This is a genomic window from Streptomyces antibioticus, from assembly GCF_002019855.1.
Classification (GTDB): domain Bacteria; phylum Actinomycetota; class Actinomycetes; order Streptomycetales; family Streptomycetaceae; genus Streptomyces; species Streptomyces antibioticus_B.
Genome location: NZ_CM007717.1, coordinates 4438948 through 4459801, shown reverse-complemented (window position 1 = coordinate 4459801; position 20854 = coordinate 4438948). Strand labels below are relative to the sequence as shown.

General features: G+C 70.1%; 19 protein-coding genes and 2 tRNA genes. 10 read left to right on the top strand and 11 right to left on the bottom strand.

Annotation, left to right across the window (positions count from 1 at the left end; genetic code table 11):
- Positions 1 to 272: 272 nt before the first annotated feature.
- Positions 273 to 356 (bottom strand) — tRNA-Leu (locus tag AFM16_RS20115).
- A 431-nt stretch (positions 357 to 787) separates the two neighbouring features.
- On the opposite strand from AFM16_RS20115, the gene AFM16_RS20110 reads away from it, so the two are divergent.
- From AFM16_RS20110 to pknB, 6 genes are all read left to right on the top strand, one after another.
- Entirely contained in the window at positions 788 to 1666 is an 879-nt protein-coding gene (locus tag AFM16_RS20110) for an FHA domain-containing protein (protein ID WP_078634154.1), read from the top strand.
- 10 nt (positions 1667 to 1676) lie between these two features.
- Positions 1677 to 2192 (top strand): FHA domain-containing protein FhaB/FipA, encoded by a 516-nt coding sequence (locus AFM16_RS20105; RefSeq protein ID WP_030781427.1) that lies wholly within the window; start codon positions 1677 to 1679, stop codon positions 2190 to 2192.
- A gap of 140 nt (positions 2193 to 2332) precedes the next feature.
- Complete coding sequence (locus AFM16_RS20100) at positions 2333 to 3889, top strand: Stp1/IreP family PP2C-type Ser/Thr phosphatase (RefSeq protein WP_245177744.1); 1557 nt, start codon at positions 2333 to 2335, stop codon at positions 3887 to 3889.
- A gap of 27 nt (positions 3890 to 3916) precedes the next feature.
- On the top strand, positions 3917 to 5356 hold the full coding sequence (locus AFM16_RS20095; protein ID WP_078634152.1) for an FtsW/RodA/SpoVE family cell cycle protein: 1440 nt from the start codon (positions 3917 to 3919) through the stop codon (positions 5354 to 5356).
- Complete coding sequence (locus AFM16_RS20090; RefSeq protein WP_030781418.1) at positions 5353 to 6825, top strand: penicillin-binding transpeptidase domain-containing protein; 1473 nt, start codon at positions 5353 to 5355, stop codon at positions 6823 to 6825. The genes AFM16_RS20095 and AFM16_RS20090 overlap by 4 nt, the downstream gene beginning before the upstream one ends.
- A gap of 169 nt (positions 6826 to 6994) precedes the next feature.
- A complete protein-coding gene (gene pknB / locus AFM16_RS20085; RefSeq protein ID WP_078634151.1) occupies positions 6995 to 8974 on the top strand; it encodes a Stk1 family PASTA domain-containing Ser/Thr kinase in 1980 nt (659 codons plus the stop codon).
- A 76-nt stretch (positions 8975 to 9050) separates the two neighbouring features.
- On the opposite strand, the gene AFM16_RS20080 is transcribed toward pknB, so the two are convergent.
- From AFM16_RS20080 to AFM16_RS20055, 6 genes are read right to left on the bottom strand one after another with little or no spacing between them, the layout of a single operon-like run.
- On the bottom strand, positions 9051 to 9806 hold the full coding sequence (locus AFM16_RS20080) for a class E sortase (protein WP_078634150.1): 756 nt from the start codon (positions 9804 to 9806) through the stop codon (positions 9051 to 9053).
- A gap of 37 nt (positions 9807 to 9843) precedes the next feature.
- Positions 9844 to 11121, bottom strand: a complete 1278-nt coding sequence (locus AFM16_RS20075) for a class E sortase (protein ID WP_266370931.1) — start codon at positions 11119 to 11121, stop codon at positions 9844 to 9846.
- Positions 11118 to 11756 (bottom strand): aminodeoxychorismate/anthranilate synthase component II, encoded by a 639-nt coding sequence (locus AFM16_RS20070; RefSeq protein WP_078634149.1) that lies wholly within the window; start codon positions 11754 to 11756, stop codon positions 11118 to 11120. Before AFM16_RS20070 ends, AFM16_RS20075 begins: the two co-directional genes overlap by 4 nt.
- On the bottom strand, positions 11753 to 11962 hold the full coding sequence (locus tag AFM16_RS20065; protein WP_078634148.1) for a hypothetical protein: 210 nt from the start codon (positions 11960 to 11962) through the stop codon (positions 11753 to 11755). Before AFM16_RS20065 ends, AFM16_RS20070 begins: the two co-directional genes overlap by 4 nt.
- 4 nt (positions 11963 to 11966) lie before the next feature.
- Entirely contained in the window at positions 11967 to 12647 is a 681-nt protein-coding gene (locus AFM16_RS20060) for a class E sortase (protein ID WP_030781400.1), read from the bottom strand.
- 59 nt (positions 12648 to 12706) lie between these two features.
- The gene (locus tag AFM16_RS20055) at positions 12707 to 13474 is read right to left on the bottom strand and encodes a DUF881 domain-containing protein (protein WP_078634147.1); all 768 of its coding nucleotides are present in this window, start codon (positions 13472 to 13474) and stop codon (positions 12707 to 12709) included.
- 139 nt (positions 13475 to 13613) lie between these two features.
- Here AFM16_RS20055 and crgA point away from each other — a divergent pair, with 139 nt between their 5' ends.
- Positions 13614 to 13868 carry a cell division protein CrgA gene (gene crgA / locus AFM16_RS20050; RefSeq protein WP_030665812.1) on the top strand — a complete coding sequence of 85 codons (255 nt, stop codon included), beginning with the start codon at positions 13614 to 13616 and terminating at the stop codon, positions 13866 to 13868.
- A gap of 274 nt (positions 13869 to 14142) precedes the next feature.
- Here crgA and AFM16_RS20045 read toward each other — a convergent pair whose 3' ends face one another.
- Both AFM16_RS20045 and AFM16_RS20040 read right to left on the bottom strand, forming a co-directional pair.
- On the bottom strand, positions 14143 to 15033 hold the full coding sequence (locus AFM16_RS20045; protein WP_078634146.1) for a rhomboid family intramembrane serine protease: 891 nt from the start codon (positions 15031 to 15033) through the stop codon (positions 14143 to 14145).
- A gap of 119 nt (positions 15034 to 15152) precedes the next feature.
- Positions 15153 to 15680, bottom strand: a complete 528-nt coding sequence (locus AFM16_RS20040) for a peptidylprolyl isomerase (protein ID WP_030781392.1) — start codon at positions 15678 to 15680, stop codon at positions 15153 to 15155.
- Positions 15681 to 15994: 314 nt separating this feature from the next.
- Here AFM16_RS20040 and AFM16_RS20035 point away from each other — a divergent pair, with 314 nt between their 5' ends.
- The gene (locus AFM16_RS20035) at positions 15995 to 16723 is read left to right on the top strand and encodes a DUF5324 family protein (protein ID WP_078634145.1); all 729 of its coding nucleotides are present in this window, start codon (positions 15995 to 15997) and stop codon (positions 16721 to 16723) included.
- 65 nt (positions 16724 to 16788) lie between these two features.
- On the opposite strand, the gene AFM16_RS20030 is transcribed toward AFM16_RS20035, so the two are convergent.
- A tRNA-Ala gene (locus tag AFM16_RS20030) sits at positions 16789 to 16861 on the bottom strand.
- 181 nt (positions 16862 to 17042) lie between these two features.
- On the opposite strand from AFM16_RS20030, the gene AFM16_RS20025 reads away from it, so the two are divergent.
- Entirely contained in the window at positions 17043 to 17591 is a 549-nt protein-coding gene (locus tag AFM16_RS20025) for a helix-turn-helix domain-containing protein (protein WP_030781380.1), read from the top strand.
- 213 nt (positions 17592 to 17804) lie between these two features.
- Positions 17805 to 19325: a serine/threonine-protein kinase gene (locus AFM16_RS20015; RefSeq protein WP_078634143.1), complete on the top strand. Its 1521-nt coding sequence runs from the start codon at positions 17805 to 17807 to the stop codon at positions 19323 to 19325.
- Here the strand turns inward: AFM16_RS20015 and AFM16_RS20010 are convergent.
- Positions 19289 to 20746 (bottom strand): hypothetical protein, encoded by a 1458-nt coding sequence (locus AFM16_RS20010; protein ID WP_078634142.1) that lies wholly within the window; start codon positions 20744 to 20746, stop codon positions 19289 to 19291. The genes AFM16_RS20015 and AFM16_RS20010 overlap by 37 nt on opposite strands.
- Between the last annotated feature and the right edge of the window lie 108 nt (positions 20747 to 20854).

The window sequence follows — 20854 nt, the reverse complement described above, 5'->3', positions numbered from 1 at the left end:
AACCCAACGCCCCCGAACAACACCCTCCCCACCACCACATCCCAGCCACAACCCCAGCCTGGGCACCCCCACACCCAGGCCCACACGCCCCCCACCAACAACTACTCAAAGTGAACACAGGAGCACAGCCCCGCCCCCCGGTCAGGATCACCACCGCATCCCCCTGGGCCTGAGACCTTCCTCACAACAGCAGCCTCAGCGGACCGCCGTCGGCGTCTCCGGACATACGAGAAGAGGCGGCCCGATCTGAGATCGAGCCGCCTCTTCGACGGTGCGCGAGGGGGGAGTTGAACCCCCACGCCCTTGCGGGCACTGGAACCTGAATCCAGCGCGTCTGCCTATTCCGCCACCCGCGCATTGGGTGTGTCCTCGGGCTGTGGGCTCTGCGTCCCGGTGCCTTCCGACATGCAGAACATTAGCACGCTGGGCAGGGTGCGTTCACATCCCTTGTTCCGGGGCACGTGTGACCGGGGAATCCATTGACGGGGCCCCCGCGGCGGCCCGGTTTCGTCCCGACGACGACCGGTTCACGTATCAACCTCGTACCTATGGCGACCGTCTCCCCCGGAGCAGGACGAGGTCCGCAGTCGGGTGCGGGACACTGGTGGTCGGCCACCTCTACGATCCTGGGCAGAAAGCAGGCACGGACGCCCGTCGACGGGGCCGACAGGGGGAACCAGCCGATTCACCGGCGCGTGGATACGATCAGTAAGCAGTACCAGGTAAGCCAGGCAAGCAGCGCAGGCAGCAGGACACGGGACGCAAGTCACGACGGAGGAGGTGCCCCATGGGAGTCCTGAAGAAATTCGAGCAGCGTCTCGAGGGTCTGGTCAACGGCACCTTCGCCAAGGTCTTCAAGTCCGAGGTCCAGCCCGTCGAGATCGCGGGAGCGCTCCAGCGGGAGTGCGACAACAACGCGACCATCTGGAACCGGGACCGGACCGTCGTACCCAACGACTTCATCGTGGAACTGAGCACACCGGACTACGAGCGGCTCAGCCCCTACTCCGGCCAGCTCGGCGACGAACTGGCCGGCATGGTCCGCGACTACGCCAAGCAGCAGCGCTACACCTTCATGGGCCCGATCAAGGTCCACCTGGAGAAGGCCGACGACCTCGACACCGGCCTGTACCGGGTGCGCAGCCGCACCCTCGCCTCCACCGGACAGCAGGCGTCCCCCGGCAGCCCCTCCGCGGGCCCCGCGGGCGGCGGCCGTCCGGCACCCGGCGGCGGCTACGGCTACCCACCGGCCGGCGCCCCCGGCGGCGCGCCCCCCATGCCCGCCTCCCCGCCCCCCGGCGCGGGCGGCTACGGCTACCCGCCCACCGCCGGCGCCCAGCGCCCCGGTGGCGGCGGACTGGCCGGCGCCCCGGCCCCGGGCTCACGCGCGCGGCACTGGATCGAGATCAACGGCACCCGCCACCAGATCTCCCGCGGATCACTCGTGCTGGGCCGTTCCACCGAGGCCGACGTGCGGATCGACGACCCCGGCGTCTCGCGCCGGCACTGTGAGATCCGGACCGGTTCGCCCTCGACGATCCAGGATCTCGGTTCCACCAACGGCATCGTGGTGGACGGACAGCACACCACCCGCGCTACGCTCCGCGACGGCTCGCGGATCGTCGTGGGCAGCACCACCGTTATCTATAGGCAAGCCGAAGGGTGAAGCGGGGGCAATGTCAGAGCTGACCCTCACGGTCATGCGGCTGGGTTTCCTGGCCGTACTGTGGCTGTTCGTGATCGTGGCCGTGCAGGTCATCCGCAGCGACCTGTTCGGTACGCGTGTCACCCAGCGCGGTGCCCGCCGTGAAGCCGCCAGGCCGCAGCAGGAGCGGCGCCAGCAGGCGCCCCCGCAGCAGCGCCAGCAGCCCGCCGCGGCCGGGCGCAGGGGCCGTAACGCCCCGTCCAAGCTCGTCGTGTCCGAGGGCACCCTCACCGGCACGACGGTCGCGCTCCAGGGGCAGACCATCACCCTGGGCCGCGCGCACGACAGCACCATCGTGCTGGACGACGACTACGCCTCCAGCCGGCATGCCAGGATCTACCCGGACCGCGACGGACAGTGGATCGTCGAGGACCTGGGCTCCACCAACGGCACGTACCTCGACCGAACGCGGCTGACGACTCCCACACCGATCCCGCTGGGCGCGCCGATCCGCATCGGCAAGACCGTCATCGAGCTGCGGAAGTAGTGCTACATCATGAGTGAGCGCGAGCGGAGCGAGCACGCCGTGGCGGCCGGCACCCCGGGCCAGGGCGCGCTCCCGACCGGAGGGTGGGCAGTGTGGCTCGACACGACCGGCTGTACCCGGGGCCGACGGGCGAGGTGGGCATGAGTCTGTCACTGCGCTTCGCCGCCGGATCGCACAAGGGCATGATCCGGGAGGGCAACGAGGACTCCGGTTACGCCGGTCCGCGCCTGCTCGCGATCGCCGACGGCATGGGCGGCGCCGCCGCCGGTGAGGTCGCCTCCTCCGAGGCCATCTCGACCATCGTCGCCCTCGACGACGACGTGCCCGGCTCCGACGTCCTCACCTCCCTCGGCACCGCCGTGCAGCGGGCCAACGACCAGCTCCGTTCGCTGGTCGAGGAGGACCCCCAGCTCGAAGGCATGGGCACCACCCTGACCGCGCTGCTGTGGACCGGCCAGCGCCTCGGCCTGGTGCACGTCGGCGACTCCCGCGCCTATCTCCTGCGGGACGGCGTCCTCACCCAGATCACCCAGGACCACACCTGGGTGCAGCGGCTGGTCGACGAGGGCCGGATCACCGAGGAAGAGGCCACCACGCACCCCCAGCGGTCCCTGCTGATGCGGGCGCTGGGCAGCGGCGAGCACGTCGAGCCCGACCTGTCGATCCGTGAGGTCCGGGCCGGCGACCGCTACCTGATCTGCTCCGACGGCCTGTCCGGCGTGGTGTCCCACCAGACCCTGGAGGACACCCTCGCCAGCTACCAGGGCCCGCAGGAGACCGTCCAGAACCTCATCGAGCTGGCGCTGCGCGGCGGCGGGCCCGACAACATCACGGTGATCGTCGCGGACGTCCTCGACCTGGACACCGGCGACACCCTGGCCGGGCAGCTCTCCGACACCCCGGTCGTGGTCGGCGCCGTCGCCGAGAACCAGCACCAGTTGCACGACAACGGCATCATGCAGACCCCGGCCGGCCGTGCCGCGGGCCTCGGCCGGCGACGGCACGGCGGGGGCGGGGGCGGCGGCGAGTTCGGCCCGCCCGGCTCCGGGGACGTCACCGGTTTCGTCTCCACCGCCGGTCTCGCGGACTACTCCGACGACGACTTCGTCAAGCCCCGCAAGAGCCGCAAGTGGCTGAAGAGAAGCTTCTACGGCGCCCTCACCCTCGCCGTGATCGGCGGCGGCCTCTACGGCGGCTGGCGCTGGACGCAGACGCAGTACTACGTCGGCACCAACGGCGAGCACCTCGCGCTGTACCGGGGCATCAGCCAGGACCTGGCCTGGGTCTCGCTCTCGAAGGTCGAGAAGGACCACCCCGAGATCGAACTCAAGTACCTGCCGCAGTACCAGCAGAAGCAGGTCGAGGCGACGATCCCCGAGGGCAGCCTCAGCAGCGCCCGCAAGAAGATCGAGGAACTGTCCGTGCAGGCCTCCGCGTGCAAGAAGCAGGCGGACGCCGACGAGGCCGAGGCGTCGGCCAGCCCCCCGTCCTCCGGGACGGGCGAGGCCGGCGGCAGCACGGGAACCACCCCCGCCTCCCTCACGTCCAAGGCATCACCGAGCCCGAGCCCGAGTGCGACCCCGAGCAAGCCGTCGGACTCGTCGTCCCCGTCCCCGTCCGCGACCGCCACTCCCAACCCCGGCCCCACTCTCTCGGAGGAAGAGCAGAAGGTCGTCTCGCGGTGCGGTGAGCAGTAGGCAAGCCGTGAGAGGCCCTGTCAGACCATGAGCAGTACTACGAACACGCCGTCGCATCACACGTCCACGATCGGCTCGATCGGCACCCCGAGCCGGCGCAACACCGAGCTGGCGCTCCTGGTGTTCGCCGTCCTGATCCCGGTCTTCGCCTATGCCAACGTGGGCCTCGCGATCAACGAGCAGGTCCCGTCCGGGCTGCTCGCCTACGGCCTCGGGCTGGGGCTGCTGGCGGGCATCGCCCACCTCGTGGTCCGCAAGTTCGCGCCCTACGCCGACCCGCTGCTGCTGCCGCTGGCGACCCTGCTCAACGGGCTGGGGCTGGTGGCGATCTGGCGGCTGGACCAGTCCAAGCTGCTCCAGTCCATCGAGCAGGCGGGCACCGCGGCACCGCGCCAACTGCTGTACACGGCCATGGGCATCGCGCTCTTCATCGTGGTGCTGTTCTTCCTCAAGGACCACCGGGCGCTCCAGCGCTACACCTACATCTCGATGGTCGGCGCGCTCTTCCTGCTGCTGCTCCCGCTGGTACCGGGCCTCGGCAAGAACATCTACGGCGCCAAGATCTGGATCTCGGTCGCCGGTTTCTCCATCCAGCCCGGTGAGTTCGCCAAGATCGTCCTGGCGATCTTCTTCGCCGGCTATCTGATGGTGAAGCGCGACGCGCTCGCGCTGGCCAGCCGCCGCTTCCTCGGCCTCTACCTGCCGCGCGGCCGCGACCTGGGCCCGATCCTGGTCGTCTGGTTCATCTCGATCCTCATCCTGGTCTTCGAGACCGACCTCGGTACCTCGCTGCTGTTCTTCGGCATGTTCGTGATCATGCTGTACGTCGCCACCGAGCGGACGAGCTGGATCGTCTTCGGTCTGCTGATGTCCGGTGCCGGCGCGGTCGGCGTGGCCAGCTTCGAACCGCACGTCCAGCAGCGTGTGCAGGCGTGGCTCGACCCGATGAAGGAGTACACGCTCTCCCGCGCGGGCCAGGTCGGCCACTCCGAGCAGGCCATGCAGGCCCTCTGGGCCTTCGGCTCCGGCGGCACCCTCGGCACCGGCTGGGGCCAGGGGCACTCCGAGCTGATCCGGTTCGCCGCCAACTCCGACTTCATCCTCGCCACCTTCGGCGAGGAGCTGGGCCTGGCCGGGATCATGGCCCTGCTGCTGCTGTACGGCCTGATCGTGGAGCGCGGCGTGCGCACCGCCCTCGCCGCCCGCGACCCGTTCGGCAAGCTGCTCGCCATCGGCCTGTCCGGCGCCTTCGCCCTCCAGGTGTTCGTCGTCGCCGGCGGTGTGATGGGTCTCATCCCGCTCACCGGTATGACGATGCCGTTCCTGGCGTACGGCGGTTCGTCCGTCATCGCCAACTGGGCGCTGATCGGCATTCTGATCAGGATCAGCGACACCGCGCGCCGCCCGGCACCGGCCCCCGCCTCCAACCCCGACGCCGAGATGACCCAGGTGGTCCGCCCGTCATGAACAAGCCCCTGCGCCGGATCGCGATCTTCTGCGGACTCCTGATCCTCACCCTGCTCATCCGCGACAACTGGCTCCAGTACGCCAAGGCCGACGACCTGGCGAGCGACAGCGAGAACCGCCGTGTGAACATCGCCCGGTACGCGACGCCGCGCGGCGACATCATCGTCGAGGGCAAGGCCATCACGGGCTCCGTGGAGTCCGAGGGCGGCGACTTCAAGTACAAGCGCACCTGGACCAACGGCGCCATGTGGGCGCCGGTCACCGGCTATTCGTCGCAGGCGTTCGGCGCCAACCAGCTCGAGAAGCTGGAGGACGGCATCCTCACCGGCAACGACGACCGGCTCTTCTTCCGCAACACGCTCGACATGATCACGGGCAAGAAGAAGGAGGGCGGCAGCGTCGTCACCACCCTGAACGCGGCCGCGCAGAAGGCCGCGTACCAGGGTCTGGGCAACCGGCGGGGCGCGGTCGCCGCGATCGAGCCGTCCACCGGCAAGATCCTGGCGCTGGTCTCCACACCGTCGTACGACCCGTCGAAGTTCGCCGGCACCTCCGGTTCGGACGAGAAGGCGTGGAAGGCGGTGCAGAAGGAGAACAACCCGGACAACCCGATGCTCAACCGCGCGCTGCGCGAGACGTACCCGCCGGGCTCCACGTTCAAGGTCGTCACGGCCGCCGCCGCGCTGGAGAACGGCGAGGTGTCCGGGATCGACGACGCCACCAAGACGCCCGACCCGTACCAGCTCCCGCAGACCACCACCGACCTCACCAACGAGCACGGTGACTGCGAGAACGCGAGTCTGCAGTACGCGCTGATGGTGTCCTGCAACACCGTCTTCGCGAAGATGGCCGACAACGTCGGCAACGAGGGCATGATCGAGCAGGCGGAGAAGTTCGGCTTCAACGACAAGGAGCTGGACACCCCGGTCCGCGCCGCCGAGTCGATCTACCCCGAGGACAACGCGCCGCAGAACGCCATGGACGGCATCGGCCAGGCGTCCAACCGCGCCACCCCGCTCCAGATGGCCATGGTCGCCGCGGCGGTCGCCAACGACGGCAAGCTGATGAAGCCGTACATGGTCGACCAGCTCAAGGCCCCGAACCTGGACACCATCGAGACGACCGAGCCGCAGGAGCTGCACCAGGCGGTGTCCTCGGAAACCGCGCAGAAGCTCCAGAAGATGATGGAGACGGTCGTCAACGACCCGCAGGGCACCGGCGGCAACGCCAGGATCTCCGGCGTCACGGTGGGCGGCAAGACCGGTACCGCCCAGCACGGCCTCAACAACAGCGAGAAGCCGTACGCCTGGTTCATCTCGTACGCCAAGCTGTCCGACGGCAGCGCCCCGGTGGCCGTCGCGGTGGTCGTGGAGGACGGTTCCGCCAACCGCGGCGACATCAGCGGCGGCGGTCTGGCGGCCCCGATCGCGAAGGACGTGATGAAGGCAGTCATCGACAGTAAGAAGTGACCCCCATCACGTCGCCTTCACATCGGTGCACGTTGCGATACCGGTCCTGCATCAGGTGGCGGGCTTGGCCAGGTCACACAGCGCCATACGGGTACGGTATGCCCGGACGGCAGCCTTCGACCGCACAAGTGTGCCGGTCGGGACCGACGGAGAGGGCTGGTAGGTAGCTATGGAAGAGCCGCGTCGCCTCGGCGGCCGGTACGAGCTGGGCCATGTGCTCGGCCGTGGTGGCATGGCCGAGGTCTACCTCGCACATGACATCCGGCTCGGCCGCACCGTGGCGGTGAAGACGCTGCGCGTGGACCTCGCGCGCGACCCTTCCTTCCAGGCCCGGTTCCGCCGGGAGGCCCAGTCGGCCGCCTCGCTCAACCACCCCGCGATCGTCGCGGTCTACGACACGGGCGAGGACTACATGGACGGGGTCTCGATCCCGTACATCGTCATGGAGTACGTCGACGGCTCCACGCTCCGTGAGCTGCTCCACTCCGGCCGCAAGCTGCTGCCGGAGCGGACGCTGGAGATGACCATCGGCATCCTCCAGGCGCTGGAGTACTCGCACCGCGCGGGCATCGTGCACCGGGACATCAAGCCGGCGAACGTCATGCTGACGCGCAACGGCCAGGTCAAGGTCATGGACTTCGGCATCGCCCGCGCGATGGGCGACTCCGGCATGACCATGACGCAGACGTCCGCGGTGATCGGCACCGCCCAGTACCTCTCCCCGGAGCAGGCCAAGGGCGAGCAGGTCGACGCGCGGTCGGACCTCTACTCGACCGGCTGCCTGCTCTACGAGCTGCTGACGGTCCGCCCGCCGTTCGTGGGCGACTCCCCGGTGGCCGTGGCCTACCAGCACGTGCGGGAGGAGCCGCAGCCGCCGAGCGTCTTCGACCCCGAGATCACCCCGGAGATGGACTCGATCGTCCTGCGGGCGCTGGTCAAGGACCCGAACTACCGCTACCAGTCGGCCGACGAGATGCGCGCGGACATCGAGGCGTGCCTCGACGGCCAGCCGGTCGCGGCGACGGCGGCGATGGGCTCGGTCGGCTACGCCGGCTACGGCGACGACCAGGCCACCACGGCCCTGCGCCAGGCGGAGGCCGGCGCCACGTCGATGCTGCCGCCCATGAACCCGGACGACAGCGGCTACGGCTACGACGACCGCCCGGACCGACGCCGCCAGAAGAAGTCGAACACCTCGACGATCCTGCTCGTGGTGGCCGCGGTCCTGGTGCTCGTCGGCGCGATCCTGATCGGCAAGTGGGCCTTCAGCGGCAAGGCGGCGGACAAGCCGTTCGCGGTGCCGAATTTCGTGAACCACACGCAGGCCGAAGCCAAGACGATGGCCGAGAACGTCGACCTGAAGCCGGTCTTCGTCCAGAAACCCTGCGACGACCAGCCGAAGGGCAACATCTGCTCGCAGGACCCCGCGATCGGCCAGAACGTCAACAAGGGCGACACCGTCAACCTCGTCGTCTCGACCGGGGCGCCGAAGGTGGCCGTCCCGAGTGTGCTCGGCAAGTCGCTCGACGAGGCGAAGCGGATCCTGGAGGCCGACAAGTACGGCTTCGACGTGGAGGTCAAGGAAGAGATCTCCACCGAGGAGCCCGGGACGGTCACCGACCAGGACCCCAACCTCGGCGAGGAGGTGGAGAAGGGCACGAAGATCACCCTGACCATCGCCAAGGCCGTCGAGAAGGCCACCGTGCCGGACGTCTCGGGCAAGTCCTGTGACGAGGCCAAGGCGCAGATGCAGCAGAACAACCTGACCGGCAACTGCGTCGAGGTCGACACCCAGGACCAGAACCAGGTCGGCAAGGTCATCTCGACCAGCCCGTCCATCGGCTCCCAGGCCGACAAGGGCTCCACGGTCCAGATCCAGATCGGCAAGAGCACCCAGACCCAGGTGCCGGGCAACCTCCAGGGCATGAGCCTGAAGGACGCCAAGCAGGCCATCCAGAACGCGGGCCTGACCGTCGGCAGCATCACCGGCTCCCAGGACGACGACGCCACGGTCTTCAACTCCGACCCGGCCCCCGGCACCCAGGTCAACCGGGGCCAGACCGTCAACCTGATCGCGGTCAAGGGCGGCGGGAACAACGGCGGCAACGACGGCGGCGGCGGATTCTTCGGCGGGAACAACGGAGGCTAGCCGCACAGGCAGGCAGAGGAAGGGCCCCACCGGATGCGTCCGGTGGGGCCCTTCCCTTGTGCTCCGCCGCTCCGCGTCAGCCGAGTTCCTTCGGTGGGGTGCGGTTCGCGTCGACCTTTTCCACTCGGTCCAGTTCGCCCCAGACCACGTAGCGGTAGCGGCTCGTGTAGACCGGGGTGCAGGTGGTCAGGGTGATGTAGTGGCCGGCCTTCTTCTTGCCGGACTCCTTGGGGATCGCGCCCAGGACCTCGACGTTGTACTTCGACGTCTCGGGCAGGACGGCGAAGACCTTGTAGACGTACCAGTCGTCCTTCGTCTCGAAGACGATCGGGTCGCCCTTCTCCAGCTTGTCGATGTCGTGGAACTTCGCGCCGTGGCCGTCGCGGTGGGCGGCGAGGGTGAAGTTGCCCTTCTTGCCGGTGGTGGGCAGCGTGGCCTTGAGGGGCTCGGTGTAGTAGCCGGCGACGCCGTCGTTGAGGACGGCGGACGTGGTGCCCTTCTCGACCAGCACCTCCTTGCCGCTCATGGCGGGGACGTGCAGGAAGCCGATGCCGTCCTTGGTGTCCAGCGCCCCCGGACCGGTGTCCTCCCTGGCCCAGTTGTCGCGCACCTTGTCGCCCTGCCGGTCGGCGTGGCGGTCGGCTACGACGTTGGTCCACCACAGGGAGTAGACGACGAACAGACCGAGCACCAGCCCGGCGGTGATGAGGAGTTCACCGAAGACGCTGACCGCGAACGCGATCTTCCCGCCCCTGCGGCGCCGCGGCGCCGGTGCGGACGCGGGCGTGTCGGTGTGCGCCGCGTTGTCGGTGTCGTCGGTGGTCGCTGCCACGATCCTCTGCCCCTAATCGAAGCCCTTGCACAGGCTCTTACTGGACCAGCGCATCCGGCTTGCCCTTGCTGCGCGGCCGTTCCTCGACCATCTTGCCCCAGACGATCATCCGGTACTTGCTGGTGAACTCCGGCGTACAGGTGGTGAGCGTGATGTACCGGCCCGGCTTGGTGAATCCGGAACCCGCCGGCACCGCGTCGAGCACGCTGGTGTTGCTGGGCGAGGTCACCGGCAGGATCGAGGCCATCTTGTAGACGAAGTACTCGTCCTGCGTCTCGACGACGATCGCGTCGCCCGCGCTGAGCCGGTTGATGTACCGGAAGGGCTCGCCGTGCGTGTTGCGGTGCCCCGCGAGGCCGAAGTTGCCGGTCTTGTCCTGGGGCATGGCAGTCTTCAGCTCTTCCTCGCCGTAGTGCCCGACCATGCCCTTGTCGAGCACCTTCTTGTTGCTGACGCCCTCCGCGATGGGCACCACCACGTCCAGCTTGGGGATGTGCAGGATGGCGAAGCCCTGACCCGGCGAGAAGGTGCCGGGGTTGCCCTTGCCGCTCGCCCAGTCGTCCTGGAGGCTGTCGGCCTCCGCGCTGGCCTGCGCGTGCGCGCGGACGTTGGTCCACCAGAGCTGGTAGGTGACGAACAGCAGCATCAGCACGCCGGTGGTGATGAACACCTCGCCGACCGCCCGGCTCGCGACCACCGCCGGGCTGGGCTTGCGCGCCCGCTGCCGCCGGCGCGCCTCGACCCTCGACAGGGGGCGCTCGCCCGGCGCGAACGGGTCCAGGGGGTCGTGCGCGGCCGAGGACACGCCCCCATGACGGCCGTGGCGGCCCTTGGCCGCCTTTCTGCGGGCCGCGCGTCCGCCGTCGGCGGTTCCGTCGGCCGCCGAGCCCGTCGGGGCGTCAGAGGCGGATCTGGGCGTGCCGCGGTACGGGGCGGGCGGGGGCTCCGGCAGCCGCAGCGCCACCGTCTCGTCGTCGGCGGGCGGCGGCGCATACGCCTCCCCACGGTAGGTCTCCCCGCGGTACGTGTCCCCGGCGCGCGACTGCTGTCCGACCTGGCCGCCCTGCCCGACCGCACCCGCCTGCCCGCCGTACGAACCGTCGCCGTACGCCGTACCGCCGTACAAGGCACCACCCGGCGCGGCACCGCCGTACGCCGCACCGCCTTGTGCGGCACCGCCGTAGGCGTCACCGCCCTGTGCGTCACCGCCGTAGGGAGCACCCTCGTACGGATCCGCGCCGTACCGCTCGCCGCCGTAGGGCGCGTACGGAGCGGTGCCGTACGCGTCCTCGCGCTCGGGGCGCAGCGCGGTCACGCCGTGGCCCTGCCCACCACCGGGGCGAGCCCCGCCGACCTCGCCACCGCGCCCTGGTCGCCGCACTCCACCAGCCAGTTGGCCAGCATCCGGTGCCCGTGTTCGGTGAGCACCGACTCCGGGTGGAACTGGACGCCCTCGACGGGCAGTTCGCGGTGGCGCAGGCCCATGACGATCCCGTCGTGGGTGCGGGCCGTGACCTCCAGCTCGGCCGGGACCGTCGCCGGCTCCGCGGCCAGCGAGTGGTAGCGGGTCGCGATGAAGGGGGACGGCAGCCCGGCGAAGACGCCCTTGCCCTCGTGCTCCACCGGCGAGGTCTTGCCGTGCAGCAGCTCCGGCGCCCGGTCCACCACCCCGCCGTACGCGACCTGCATGGACTGCATGCCGAGGCAGACGCCGAAGACGGGGACACCGGTGGCCGCGCAGTGCCGGACCATCTCGATGCAGACCCCGGCCTCCTCGGGCGTACCGGGGCCGGGCGAGAGCAGGACGCCGTCGAAACCGTCCTGGGCGTGGCCGGTGGAGACCTCGTCGTTGCGCAGGACCTCGCACTCGGCGCCCAGTTGGTACAGGTACTGGACCAGGTTGAAGACGAAGCTGTCGTAGTTGTCCACGACGAGAATGCGCGCGCTCACTGGTTGTCCACCGTCACATCGTTGAAGGGAAGCAGCGGTTCGGCCCACGGAAAGACGTACTGGAACAGGACATATACGACAGCGAGTATCAGCACGAGAGAGATCAGCGCCCTCACGAAGGCGTTTCCCGGCAGATGCCGCCAGATCCAGCCGTACATGCCGTCCCTTCCGTCGCACCACGGCACCTGACTCACGCCGTACGTCACCAGACTAACGGCGCAGGGCCTTGGGTTGGCCTGCCTCCACAGGCTGGGTCGAGTCCAGGTGCGCCCAGACGATCAGCCGGTGACTGTGGCCCCATTCGGGATCGCACGTGGTCAGCGTCAGATACCGGCCCGGACGCGTATACCCCGACTTACGTGGCACAGCGTCAATCACCTCGATGTCCGAGGGGACGGTTTTGTAGGGCCCTTTGTCGATCCGATACGTGAACCAGGTCGTGCCGTCGGTCAGCACCACCGCGTCACCCCGTCTGAGCCGCGGAAAGTCCTTGAACGGGTCGCCGTAGGTGCGCCGGTGGCCGGCGACGGAGAAGTTGCCGGTCCCTCCGAGCCGGGCGGTGCCCGCGTAGTGCCCGAGGCCCTTCTTCAGGGTGGCGGTCGAGGTGCCTTCGAGGACCGGCTTGTTCCACGTGAAACCGAGCCGCGGGATGTACATGATCGCGAAAGGCCGTCCGTTCCGGTACGGCGTCGGCGGCGGGGTGGTGCTGGGGGCGGCGGCGGGGCGGTCCGGCTCCTGACGGGCCCACTGGTCGCGGAGGTCGTGGATCTGGTCGTCCATGGCGCTGTCGGCGCGGACGCCGGTCCAGAACAGGGCGTAGCCGACGAAGAGCACGATGACGGCGCCCACGGTGACACACAGTTCGCTGAACGTCCTGACGATCACCCGCACCGGCGGCTCCAGAAGGTCCGGAAAGGTGCTTCTACTCCACGGGTCCTACTCCACGGCTTCTACTCCACGGGCTTCGCGTAGTGCAGATCCACTGTGCCCGAGTAGCCCGGCAGAGTCACCGCCCCGTCCTCGGTGACTTTCCAGCCGAGGCCGTAGACATTGACGTAGACCATGTAGTTCTGGATCGCCGGGGACTGTGCCAGCGCCTTCTGGAGCTTCTGCGGGTCCCCGACCGCCTGGATCGTGTACGGCGGTGAGTAGACCCGGCCCTGGAGGATCAGGGTGTTGCCGACGCAGCGCACGGCGCTGGTGGAGATCAGCCGCTGGTCCATGACCTTGATGCCCTCGGCGCCGCCCTGCCAGAGCGCGTTCACCACGGCCTGAAGGTCCTGCTGGTGGATGACCAGGTAGTCGGGCTGCGGCTCGGGGTAGCCGGGGAGCTTGGCGGTGGCGTTCGGCGGGGCGTCGTTCAGCGTGACGGTGATCGCCTCGCCCTTGAGCGGGTCGGTGCCCGCGGCCCGCTCCAGCTCCGCGAGCTTCTCGTCCTCGGCGCTGGTGCTGCCGTCACCGGCCTTGGCCAGCGACTCCACCTGGTCGCGCAGGGCGGCGTTGGACTCGTCCAGGTCGCCGTTCTTCTGGCTGCGCTCGTGGATGAGGTCCGAGAGCTTCAGCAGCGAGGCGTCCGTGCGCAGGTTGGTGCCCTTGGCGGTGTTGAAGCTGGTCATGAAGAGAAGACCGGCCAGCGCGAAGACTCCGGCCGTGAGCAGGCGCACAGGACGGAAACGGGGCGTTGAACCCGTCCCGGGGGAGTCGGCAGAATTGCTCAACGTACCCTTATCTCCTTCGGCGCCGTAGAAGCACTACGCTAACGGACGCCCGGGGGAGCCCTTCAGTCCCCTAGTACGCAGCCCCCGAGCCCGACCAGCACCTGCGCGGCCACGCAGCGCATCGACAGGAGAGACCCTCGTGCCGAAGTCACGTATCCGCAAGAAGGCCGATTACACGCCGCCGCCGGCGAAGCAGGCGACCGCGATCAAGCTGACCAACCGTGCCTGGGTCGCGCCGGTGATGCTGGCGATGTTCCTCATCGGGCTGGCCTGGATCGTCGTCTTCTATGTGACCGACGGCTCGCTGCCCATCGACCAGCTCGGCAACTGGAACATCGTCGTCGGCTTCGGGTTCATCGCGGCCGGGTTCGGCGTCTCCACCCAGTGGAAGTAGCCGTCCCACCTGCTCAGCGGCCGGCTGCGCCAGCTCTGCCCAGGGCTGTTCGCTGAGTTATCCACAGCGGTTTTCCACATGGGGAAAAGAAAGACGATCTGTGGATAACTCATCGAAGGTTGACGCCGGTGTGACGTAACTACCGGCTGTCACCGCCACTCGAAAGCACGTTCGCCCCCTGCCTGACCTGCGGAAACACTGGTCGGTGACAGGGGGCACTGCTGTTCCCGCACGTTGTGCACAAGATTCGCCACGGACTGTGGACAACGGGTGCTCAGGTGAGCTGGAGGGTCCTCAGGAGCGTCGCCCCGACCACCACCGCGAGCACCAGCGCACAGGTCCCGAACTGCACCAGGGACCGGTGCTCGCGCGGGGCGTGGACCATGCCGTAGCTCATCACCACACCCGCGACCAGGCCGCCGACATGGGCCTGCCACGAGATGCCGCTCACCCCGAAGGTGAGGACCAGGTTGATCGCCAGCAGGGCGATGATCGGCCGCATGTCCTGGCGCAGCCGGCGCATCAGGACGGCCATCGCGCCGAACAGGCCGTAGACCGCGCCGGACGCGCCGAGGGTGGCGGTGCTCGGCGAGGCCAGGAGATAGCTCAGGGCGCTGCCGGCCAGGCCGGAGATGAGGAACAGGGTCAGATAGCGGGCCCGGCCGAGGGCCTGCTCCAGGGGGCCGCCGAGCCACCACAGGCTGAGCATGTTGAAAGCGAAGTGCCAGATCGCCTCATGGGCGAAGGCCGAGGTGATCATTCGGTACCACTCGCCCTCCGCCACGCCCTGGGTGGGCGTGAAGGGGAAGGGCGGCCACTGGCCGACCAGGACCAGGGAGTTCAGCAGCGAGGGACTCGCCTTGATCGCGATGAACACCGCGAGGTTGATCCCGATCAGGATCTTGGTGATCAGCCGGGGATCGGCGGCGACCGCGCCCCCGGCGAGGGTGCGCGGCATGGACGCCGACGGGGAGTGGCCGGTCCCCGAGCCGTCCCGGACGCAGGACGGGCACTGGAAACCGACGGACGCGCTGACCATGCACTCCGGGCAGATCGGACGCTCGCAGCGGGTGCAGCGGACGCCGGTCTCCCGGTCCGGGTGGCGGTAGCAGCCGGGCAGGCTGTGGTGCGCGTCGTCCCGCCGGTTGCCTGGCGCCTGGTCCATGGGCTCCCCCCGGGTGATGGGTCGGGGCGGGAAGGGCCCCGCTCTCTGTACGGACGGGCGGGTGTGTTTGGTTCCCGATGGGCGCTTTCGTTCCCGTCAGCGCGCTCGGCTCTCCATGGTCACCGCTTCTCCACGGTCACCGAGTGGATGACCACGTCGTGCAGCGGGCGCTCGGTGCGCGGGTTGGTCTGGGCGTCGGCGATGGCGTCCACGACCTTCTGGCTCGCCGCGTCGGTGACCTCGCCGAAGATGGTGTGCTTCCGGCTCAGCCAGGCCGTCGGGGAGACGGTGATGAAGAACTGCGAGCCGTTGGTGCCCGGCCCCGCGTTGGCCATGGCCAGCAGGTACGGCCGGTCGAAGCGCAGGTCCGGGTGGAACTCGTCCTCGAACTGGTAGCCGGGCCCGCCGGTGCCGTTGCCCAGCGGATCGCCGCCCTGGATCATGAAGCCGCTGATCACCCGGTGGAAGACCGTGCCGTCGTAGAGGTTGCCGTGGGACCGCTCGCCGGTGGCCGGGTGGACCCACTCACGGCCCCCGGTGGCCAGCTCGACGAAGTTGCGGACCGTCTTCGGGGCGTGGTCCGGGAACAGCCGGATCTCGATGTCGCCCTGGCTGGTCCTGAGGGTGGCGTACAACTGCTCGGCCACGGTGTGCCTCCGATGTCTTCCTGTGATCCCCCCGATCCTCGCACGGCCGGATTCGTACGGTGGGGGATCCGGGGTGTCGCCGAAAAGTGCCGTCGGGTCGGCCCGGACAGGAGCGGGCGGCGCCGATCCGTGGCATTGTCGGCTGTGTCGACGACAAGCTCCCTGTTACCCCTCAGTTGCCCCGGATTCACCCGATATCACAGGGATCGGCACCCGGATGCCCGTCCCTGCATGCCGGGACGGGCCACGGCAGGCATGATCCGTAAAAGGGTGGAAAGTCGAATCAACGTACGCCACCGAGGAGGAGGAAACCCGTGACCCGCATCGACAGCGTGCGCGCCGCGACCGGCTCGGCGAAGGACAGCGTGCTGCACGCCGCGGAAGTGGTGGCGCCCTACGCCGACACGGCCAAGGAGAGGGCAGCGCTGTACGCGCAGGAAGCCCGTGTACGACTCGCGCCCAAGGTGTCGCAGGCCGCCGAACAGGCCCGCGTCCAGTACGACGCCCATGTCGCGCCCCGGCTGGAGCAGGCGAGGGCCCATGTCCCGTCCAAGGTCGACCTGGTCGCCCAGGAGGCCGCCGCCCGGACCCGGGTGGCCGCGCGCCAGGCCGCCGAATACTCCCGTCAGGCCGCCGAGTACTCCAAGCCGCGGATCGAGCAGGCCGTGGCCGCGGCCGCGCCCGTGGTGGACGAGGCCACCGCCCGCGGTGTGGCCGCCGTGGCCGCGCTGCGCGGCCAGGTCACCCCGAAGGAGATCGAGAAGCTGGTGCGCAAGCACCGCCGGCGCGCACGGGCGGGCCGGGTCGCCAAGGTCCTGCTCGTGGTCGGCGCGGTCGCCGGCGGCGCCTTCGCCGCCTGGAAGTGGTGGGACAAGCAGGCCAACCCGGACTGGCTGGTCGAACCCCCGGCCGCCACCGAGATGCCCGCCTCCGGCGGTCTCTCCTCGGTCGACGGCAGCCGCGACACCACGGTCCTGGACCCCGAGGTCCAGGCCAAACAGGCCGAGGACGAAGCGGCCCACCGCGACGACGACAAGAGCTGACCCGCCCCGCTCCACGAAGAACGCCCTCCGAAACTGCGTTTCCGCAGTTCGGAGGGCGTTTTTTGTGGAGCCTAGGGGAGTCGAACCCCTGACATCTGCCATGCAAAGACAGCGCTCTACCAACTGAGCTAAGGCCCCGGAAGGACGTCCGGCCGGTGGAAAGGTGTACCGGGCGGGCGCCGGAGACCAGAGTACCGGGTCACCGGGGGTATCTCGCAAAAGGATTGGGCTCCCCGCGGATGACCACTCTCCGTAGGATGCTCGACGTGGTTCGCTACAGCGAACCGTGGATGTTCTGGGGAAGCGATGGGGAGACGCAATGGACGCCGCACAGCAGGAAGCGACCGCGAGAGCGCGGGAGCTTCAGCGGAACTGGTACGGGGAGCCGCTGGGGGCGCTCTTCCGTAAGCTGATCGACGATCTCGGCCTCAACCAGGCCCGCCTCGCGGGGGTTCTGGGGCTGTCGGCGCCGATGCTGTCCCAGTTGATGAGCGGTCAGCGGGCGAAGATCGGCAACCCGGCCGTGGTGCAGCGCGTGCAGTTGCTCCAGGATCTGGCGGGACAGGTCGCGGACGGCAGTGTCAGCGCCGCCGAGGCGACCGAGCGGATGGACGAGATCAAGCAGTCGCAGGGGGGCTCGGTGCTCAGCAACACCACGTCGACGACCAGCAGTTCGGGCGCTCCCACGGTCAAGCGGGTGGTCCGCGAGATCCAGTCGCTGCTGCGCTCGGTGGCCGCCGCCGGCGACATCATCGACGCCGCGGACACCCTGGCCCCCACCCACCCCGAACTGGCGGAGTTCCTCCGGGTGTACGGCGCCGGCCGTACCTCGGACGCGGTCACGCACTACCAGTCCCACCAGGGCTGACCCCTCGCCCCGGCCGCCGAAGGGGGTTCGGCAGCCGGTGAGTCGAGAAACGGGGGACACGGGGGACACGGGGGACACGGGGGACATCGCGCGTACGGGGAACACGGGGGAATCGCATGCCTCGGGGGGCACGGGGGTCGTACCGTCCGTCGAGGGGTAGCGAGGGGAACAACAAGGGGCATCCGAGCCCGAGGGGAGGGGCGACGCACTGCCATGGGTGAGGTCTTCGCCGGCCGGTACGAACTGGCCGACCCGATCGGGCGCGGCGGGGTCGGTGCGGTATGGCGCGCCTGGGACCACCGCCGCCGCCGCTACGTGGCCGCCAAGGTGCTCCAGCAGAGCGACGCCCACACACTGCTGCGGTTCGTGCGCGAGCAGGCGCTGCGCATCGACCATCCCCATGTGCTGGCGCCCGCGAGCTGGGCCGCGGACGACGACAAGGTCCTGTTCACCATGGACCTGGTGGGCGGCGGCTCCCTGGTCCATCTCGTCGGGGACTACGGCCCGTTGCCGACCGGCTTCGTCTGCACTCTGCTCGACCAGCTACTGTCCGGCCTCGCCGCGGTGCACGCGGAGGGCGTGGTGCACCGGGACATCAAGCCGGCCAATCTGCTCCTGGAGGCCACCGGCACCGCCCGCCCCCGGCTGCGGCTGTCCGACTTCGGCATCGCGATGCGGCTCGGCGAACCGCGGCTGACCGAGACCAACCTCGTGGTGGGGACGCCGGGTTACCTCGCCCCCGAGCAGATGATGGGCTCCGAACCCGACTTCCCGGCCGACCTGTTCGCCGTCGGCCTGGTGGCCCTCTATCTCCTGGAGGGCGCGAAGCCCGACGCCAAGGCGCTCGTCCAGTACTTCACGGAACACGGCACCCCGGGCGCGCCCAAGGGCATCCCCGAGCCGCTGTGGCAGGTCGTGGCGGCCCTGCTCCAGCCCGACCCGGAGGACCGTTTCCGCACGGCGACGGGGGCGCGCAAGGCGCTCGCGGTGGCCGTCGAACTGCTCCCGGAACCCGGGCCCGACGACGAGCTGATCGAGATCTTCGACCAGATCGGGCCCCTGCCGAAGGGGTTCGGTCCCGACGGCCCGCTGAAACCGGCGGTTCTCCGTCCACCGAACGGTATGAACACCGGCGCGGGCAGCGGTGGTACGGGGTCGATGGGGTCCACGGGGTCCGTCCCGCTGCCCGCCGCACCGACCACGCCACCGCCGACGCCCACGTCGACCCCCTTCGCGACGCCCGTGCCCGCCCGCCCCGTACCACCGCCCCCGCCCGCCCCTCCGGGCACGGGATCCGTCCCGGAGCGCCCGGAAGCGCCTCCCCGCACCGACCGTCAGGGCACACCCTCACCGCCCTCGAACCCCACCTCGCCCACCCCGCCACCCCCCGCACCGTCCATGTCGGACACCGGCAGCTTCCTGCTGCCGCCCCCGCAGGCGACCCCGGCGCCCGCGCTCACGGTCGCGCCCCACGAGGCCACCTTCGTGCTGCCCGGCCGGGCGCCCGTGCAGCGGACCGATCCGTCCACGGCGTCGTACACCGCCCAGGACGCGCCCGCCGCGACGCCCGCCGCAATGCCCGCCGCCGCGCCGGTGGCCGTCGGGCCGCGGCGGCGCGGGCGCCGCGCGAAACGGCGCTCGCGTCCCGGCCCGCCGCTCAAGGTCGCCGTGCCGTTGCTGCTGCTGGCGCTTGCCTGCTACGGCGTGGGGTTCTGGGCGCTGACCCGGATCTGACCGGCGGCGGAGGCCGAGGCCGCGGCCCGGCGCCTCCCGATGAGCGTCCATCCGCCGAGTACGAGCAGCAGCGCGGTCCCGGTGCCGAAGCCGGCCGCGGCGACCGCCCGCATGGTGGCGTCCCCGTCCGCCGACGACGCGGCCCGCGTCCGGTCCTTCAGGTCCCCCAGTCCCGCCCCGGTCGGCGCGGCGAGGCCCGAGTCCTTGCCGAAGACGCCCCTCGGCACGGCCCGCCCCTGGTACCCGGGCCCCGGCTGCGCGCTCCCGCCGAGCCGCACGCGCAGGGTCAGCCCGTAGGGGCCGTCCCCGAACGCGTCGGCCACCTCGGCGGCGAGATGGACGACGAGGTAGTGGTCGCCGGCGAAGCGCAGGCTCTTGGTGGGGTTGGCCGGGGCGTACCGGTTGGCGTAGCGCACCGGCGGGGCGGGGGCCAGGGCGGCCGACTTCTGGGTGCCGCCGTAGCCGACGCCGACCTCCTCCACCTTGGCGCGGACCGGATTGTGCAGGGTGAGGTCCAGGGCGTCGACCACGAACCCCGAGCTCTTGCGGCCGCTGCCCACCTCGACGGAGGCGTAGAGCTGGCGGCCCCAGTCGACCGGGACCCGGTAGAAGAGGGTCTGGCCGGGGACGATCTCGTCGTCCCAGACGCCCTGCGCCACGGCCGCCGCCTCGGTGAAGCCCGCGCCGCCGTGCACGGATTCCGCTTCTCCGGTCGGGGGCGCGGGGGTGGCGGAGTTCCAGGTTCCGGGCACGTTCGTCGAGGTGCCCTTCGCGACGGGCGGCTCGGAGACGGGCGCGATCTCCAGATCCCAGATGTCGTCACCCGCGCCGCCCGAGCCACCGCCCGGCCCGCCCGTGCCGGTGCCCACGGGTTCGACGACGACGTAGTACGTGCCCGCCTCCTGGCACAGCCCCCGCCCGGGCTGGATCTCGCGCGCCGCCCAGGCGGTGATCGGCCGTGGGCTCTGCGAGGTGCCGACGGTCACGGAGTCGTAGGAGCAGGAGGTCCCGTCGGCGTTCTGCACGGCGACCCCGATGCCGTCCCCCACGGCGAGTGCGGCGCCGGGGCGGGGGATCGCGGTGACGGAGACGTACGCGGTGGAGGCCGCGTCGAGTTCGAGGCGGTAGTAGACCTTGCCGTCCGCCCCGGTCCCGTCGCTGCTGCCGTCGCCGGTGCCGATGCCGTGCGGGAGCGAGCTGCGGTAGGTCGCTCCCGGCTCCAGACGTACCGCGTCGCCGGTGTCGGTGGCCGGCTCGGCGCGGCGGACGTCGTCGGCGAAGGCGTACGCCGGGACGTCCGGCGCGGCCACGGCCACGGAACCGGGCAGCGCCACCACCGACGCGCCGCACACCGCTGCCACGACAGCACCCCGTACGACCGCCGCCCGCGCGATCCGTGCAGCCGCTCCTCGCCGGGTCATGCGAACCCGCCCCCTCGCCCTCGACCGAACGTGGGCCATCCTGCCCCGCCGCCCCGGCCCGCACCCGCGCATTCCGTACGAGCGTCCGAAACGTCCCCCTCTAACCGG

Coding starts and splice junctions, on each gene's coding strand:
- AFM16_RS20110 (WP_078634154.1), top strand. CDS start 788: ATGGGAGTCCTGAAGAAATTCGAGCAGCGTCTCGAGGGTCTGGTCAAC.
- AFM16_RS20105 (WP_030781427.1), top strand. CDS start 1,677: ATGTCAGAGCTGACCCTCACGGTCATGCGGCTGGGTTTCCTGGCCGTA.
- AFM16_RS20100 (WP_245177744.1), top strand. CDS start 2,333: ATGAGTCTGTCACTGCGCTTCGCCGCCGGATCGCACAAGGGCATGATC.
- AFM16_RS20095 (WP_078634152.1), top strand. CDS start 3,917: ATGAGCAGTACTACGAACACGCCGTCGCATCACACGTCCACGATCGGC.
- AFM16_RS20090 (WP_030781418.1), top strand. CDS start 5,353: ATGAACAAGCCCCTGCGCCGGATCGCGATCTTCTGCGGACTCCTGATC.
- pknB (WP_078634151.1), top strand. CDS start 6,995: ATGGAAGAGCCGCGTCGCCTCGGCGGCCGGTACGAGCTGGGCCATGTG.
- AFM16_RS20045 (WP_078634146.1), bottom strand. CDS start 15,033: ATGGACCAGGCGCCAGGCAACCGGCGGGACGACGCGCACCACAGCCTG.
- AFM16_RS20025 (WP_030781380.1), top strand. CDS start 17,043: ATGGACGCCGCACAGCAGGAAGCGACCGCGAGAGCGCGGGAGCTTCAG.
- AFM16_RS20015 (WP_078634143.1), top strand. CDS start 17,805: ATGGGTGAGGTCTTCGCCGGCCGGTACGAACTGGCCGACCCGATCGGG.
- AFM16_RS20010 (WP_078634142.1), bottom strand. CDS start 20,746: ATGACCCGGCGAGGAGCGGCTGCACGGATCGCGCGGGCGGCGGTCGTA.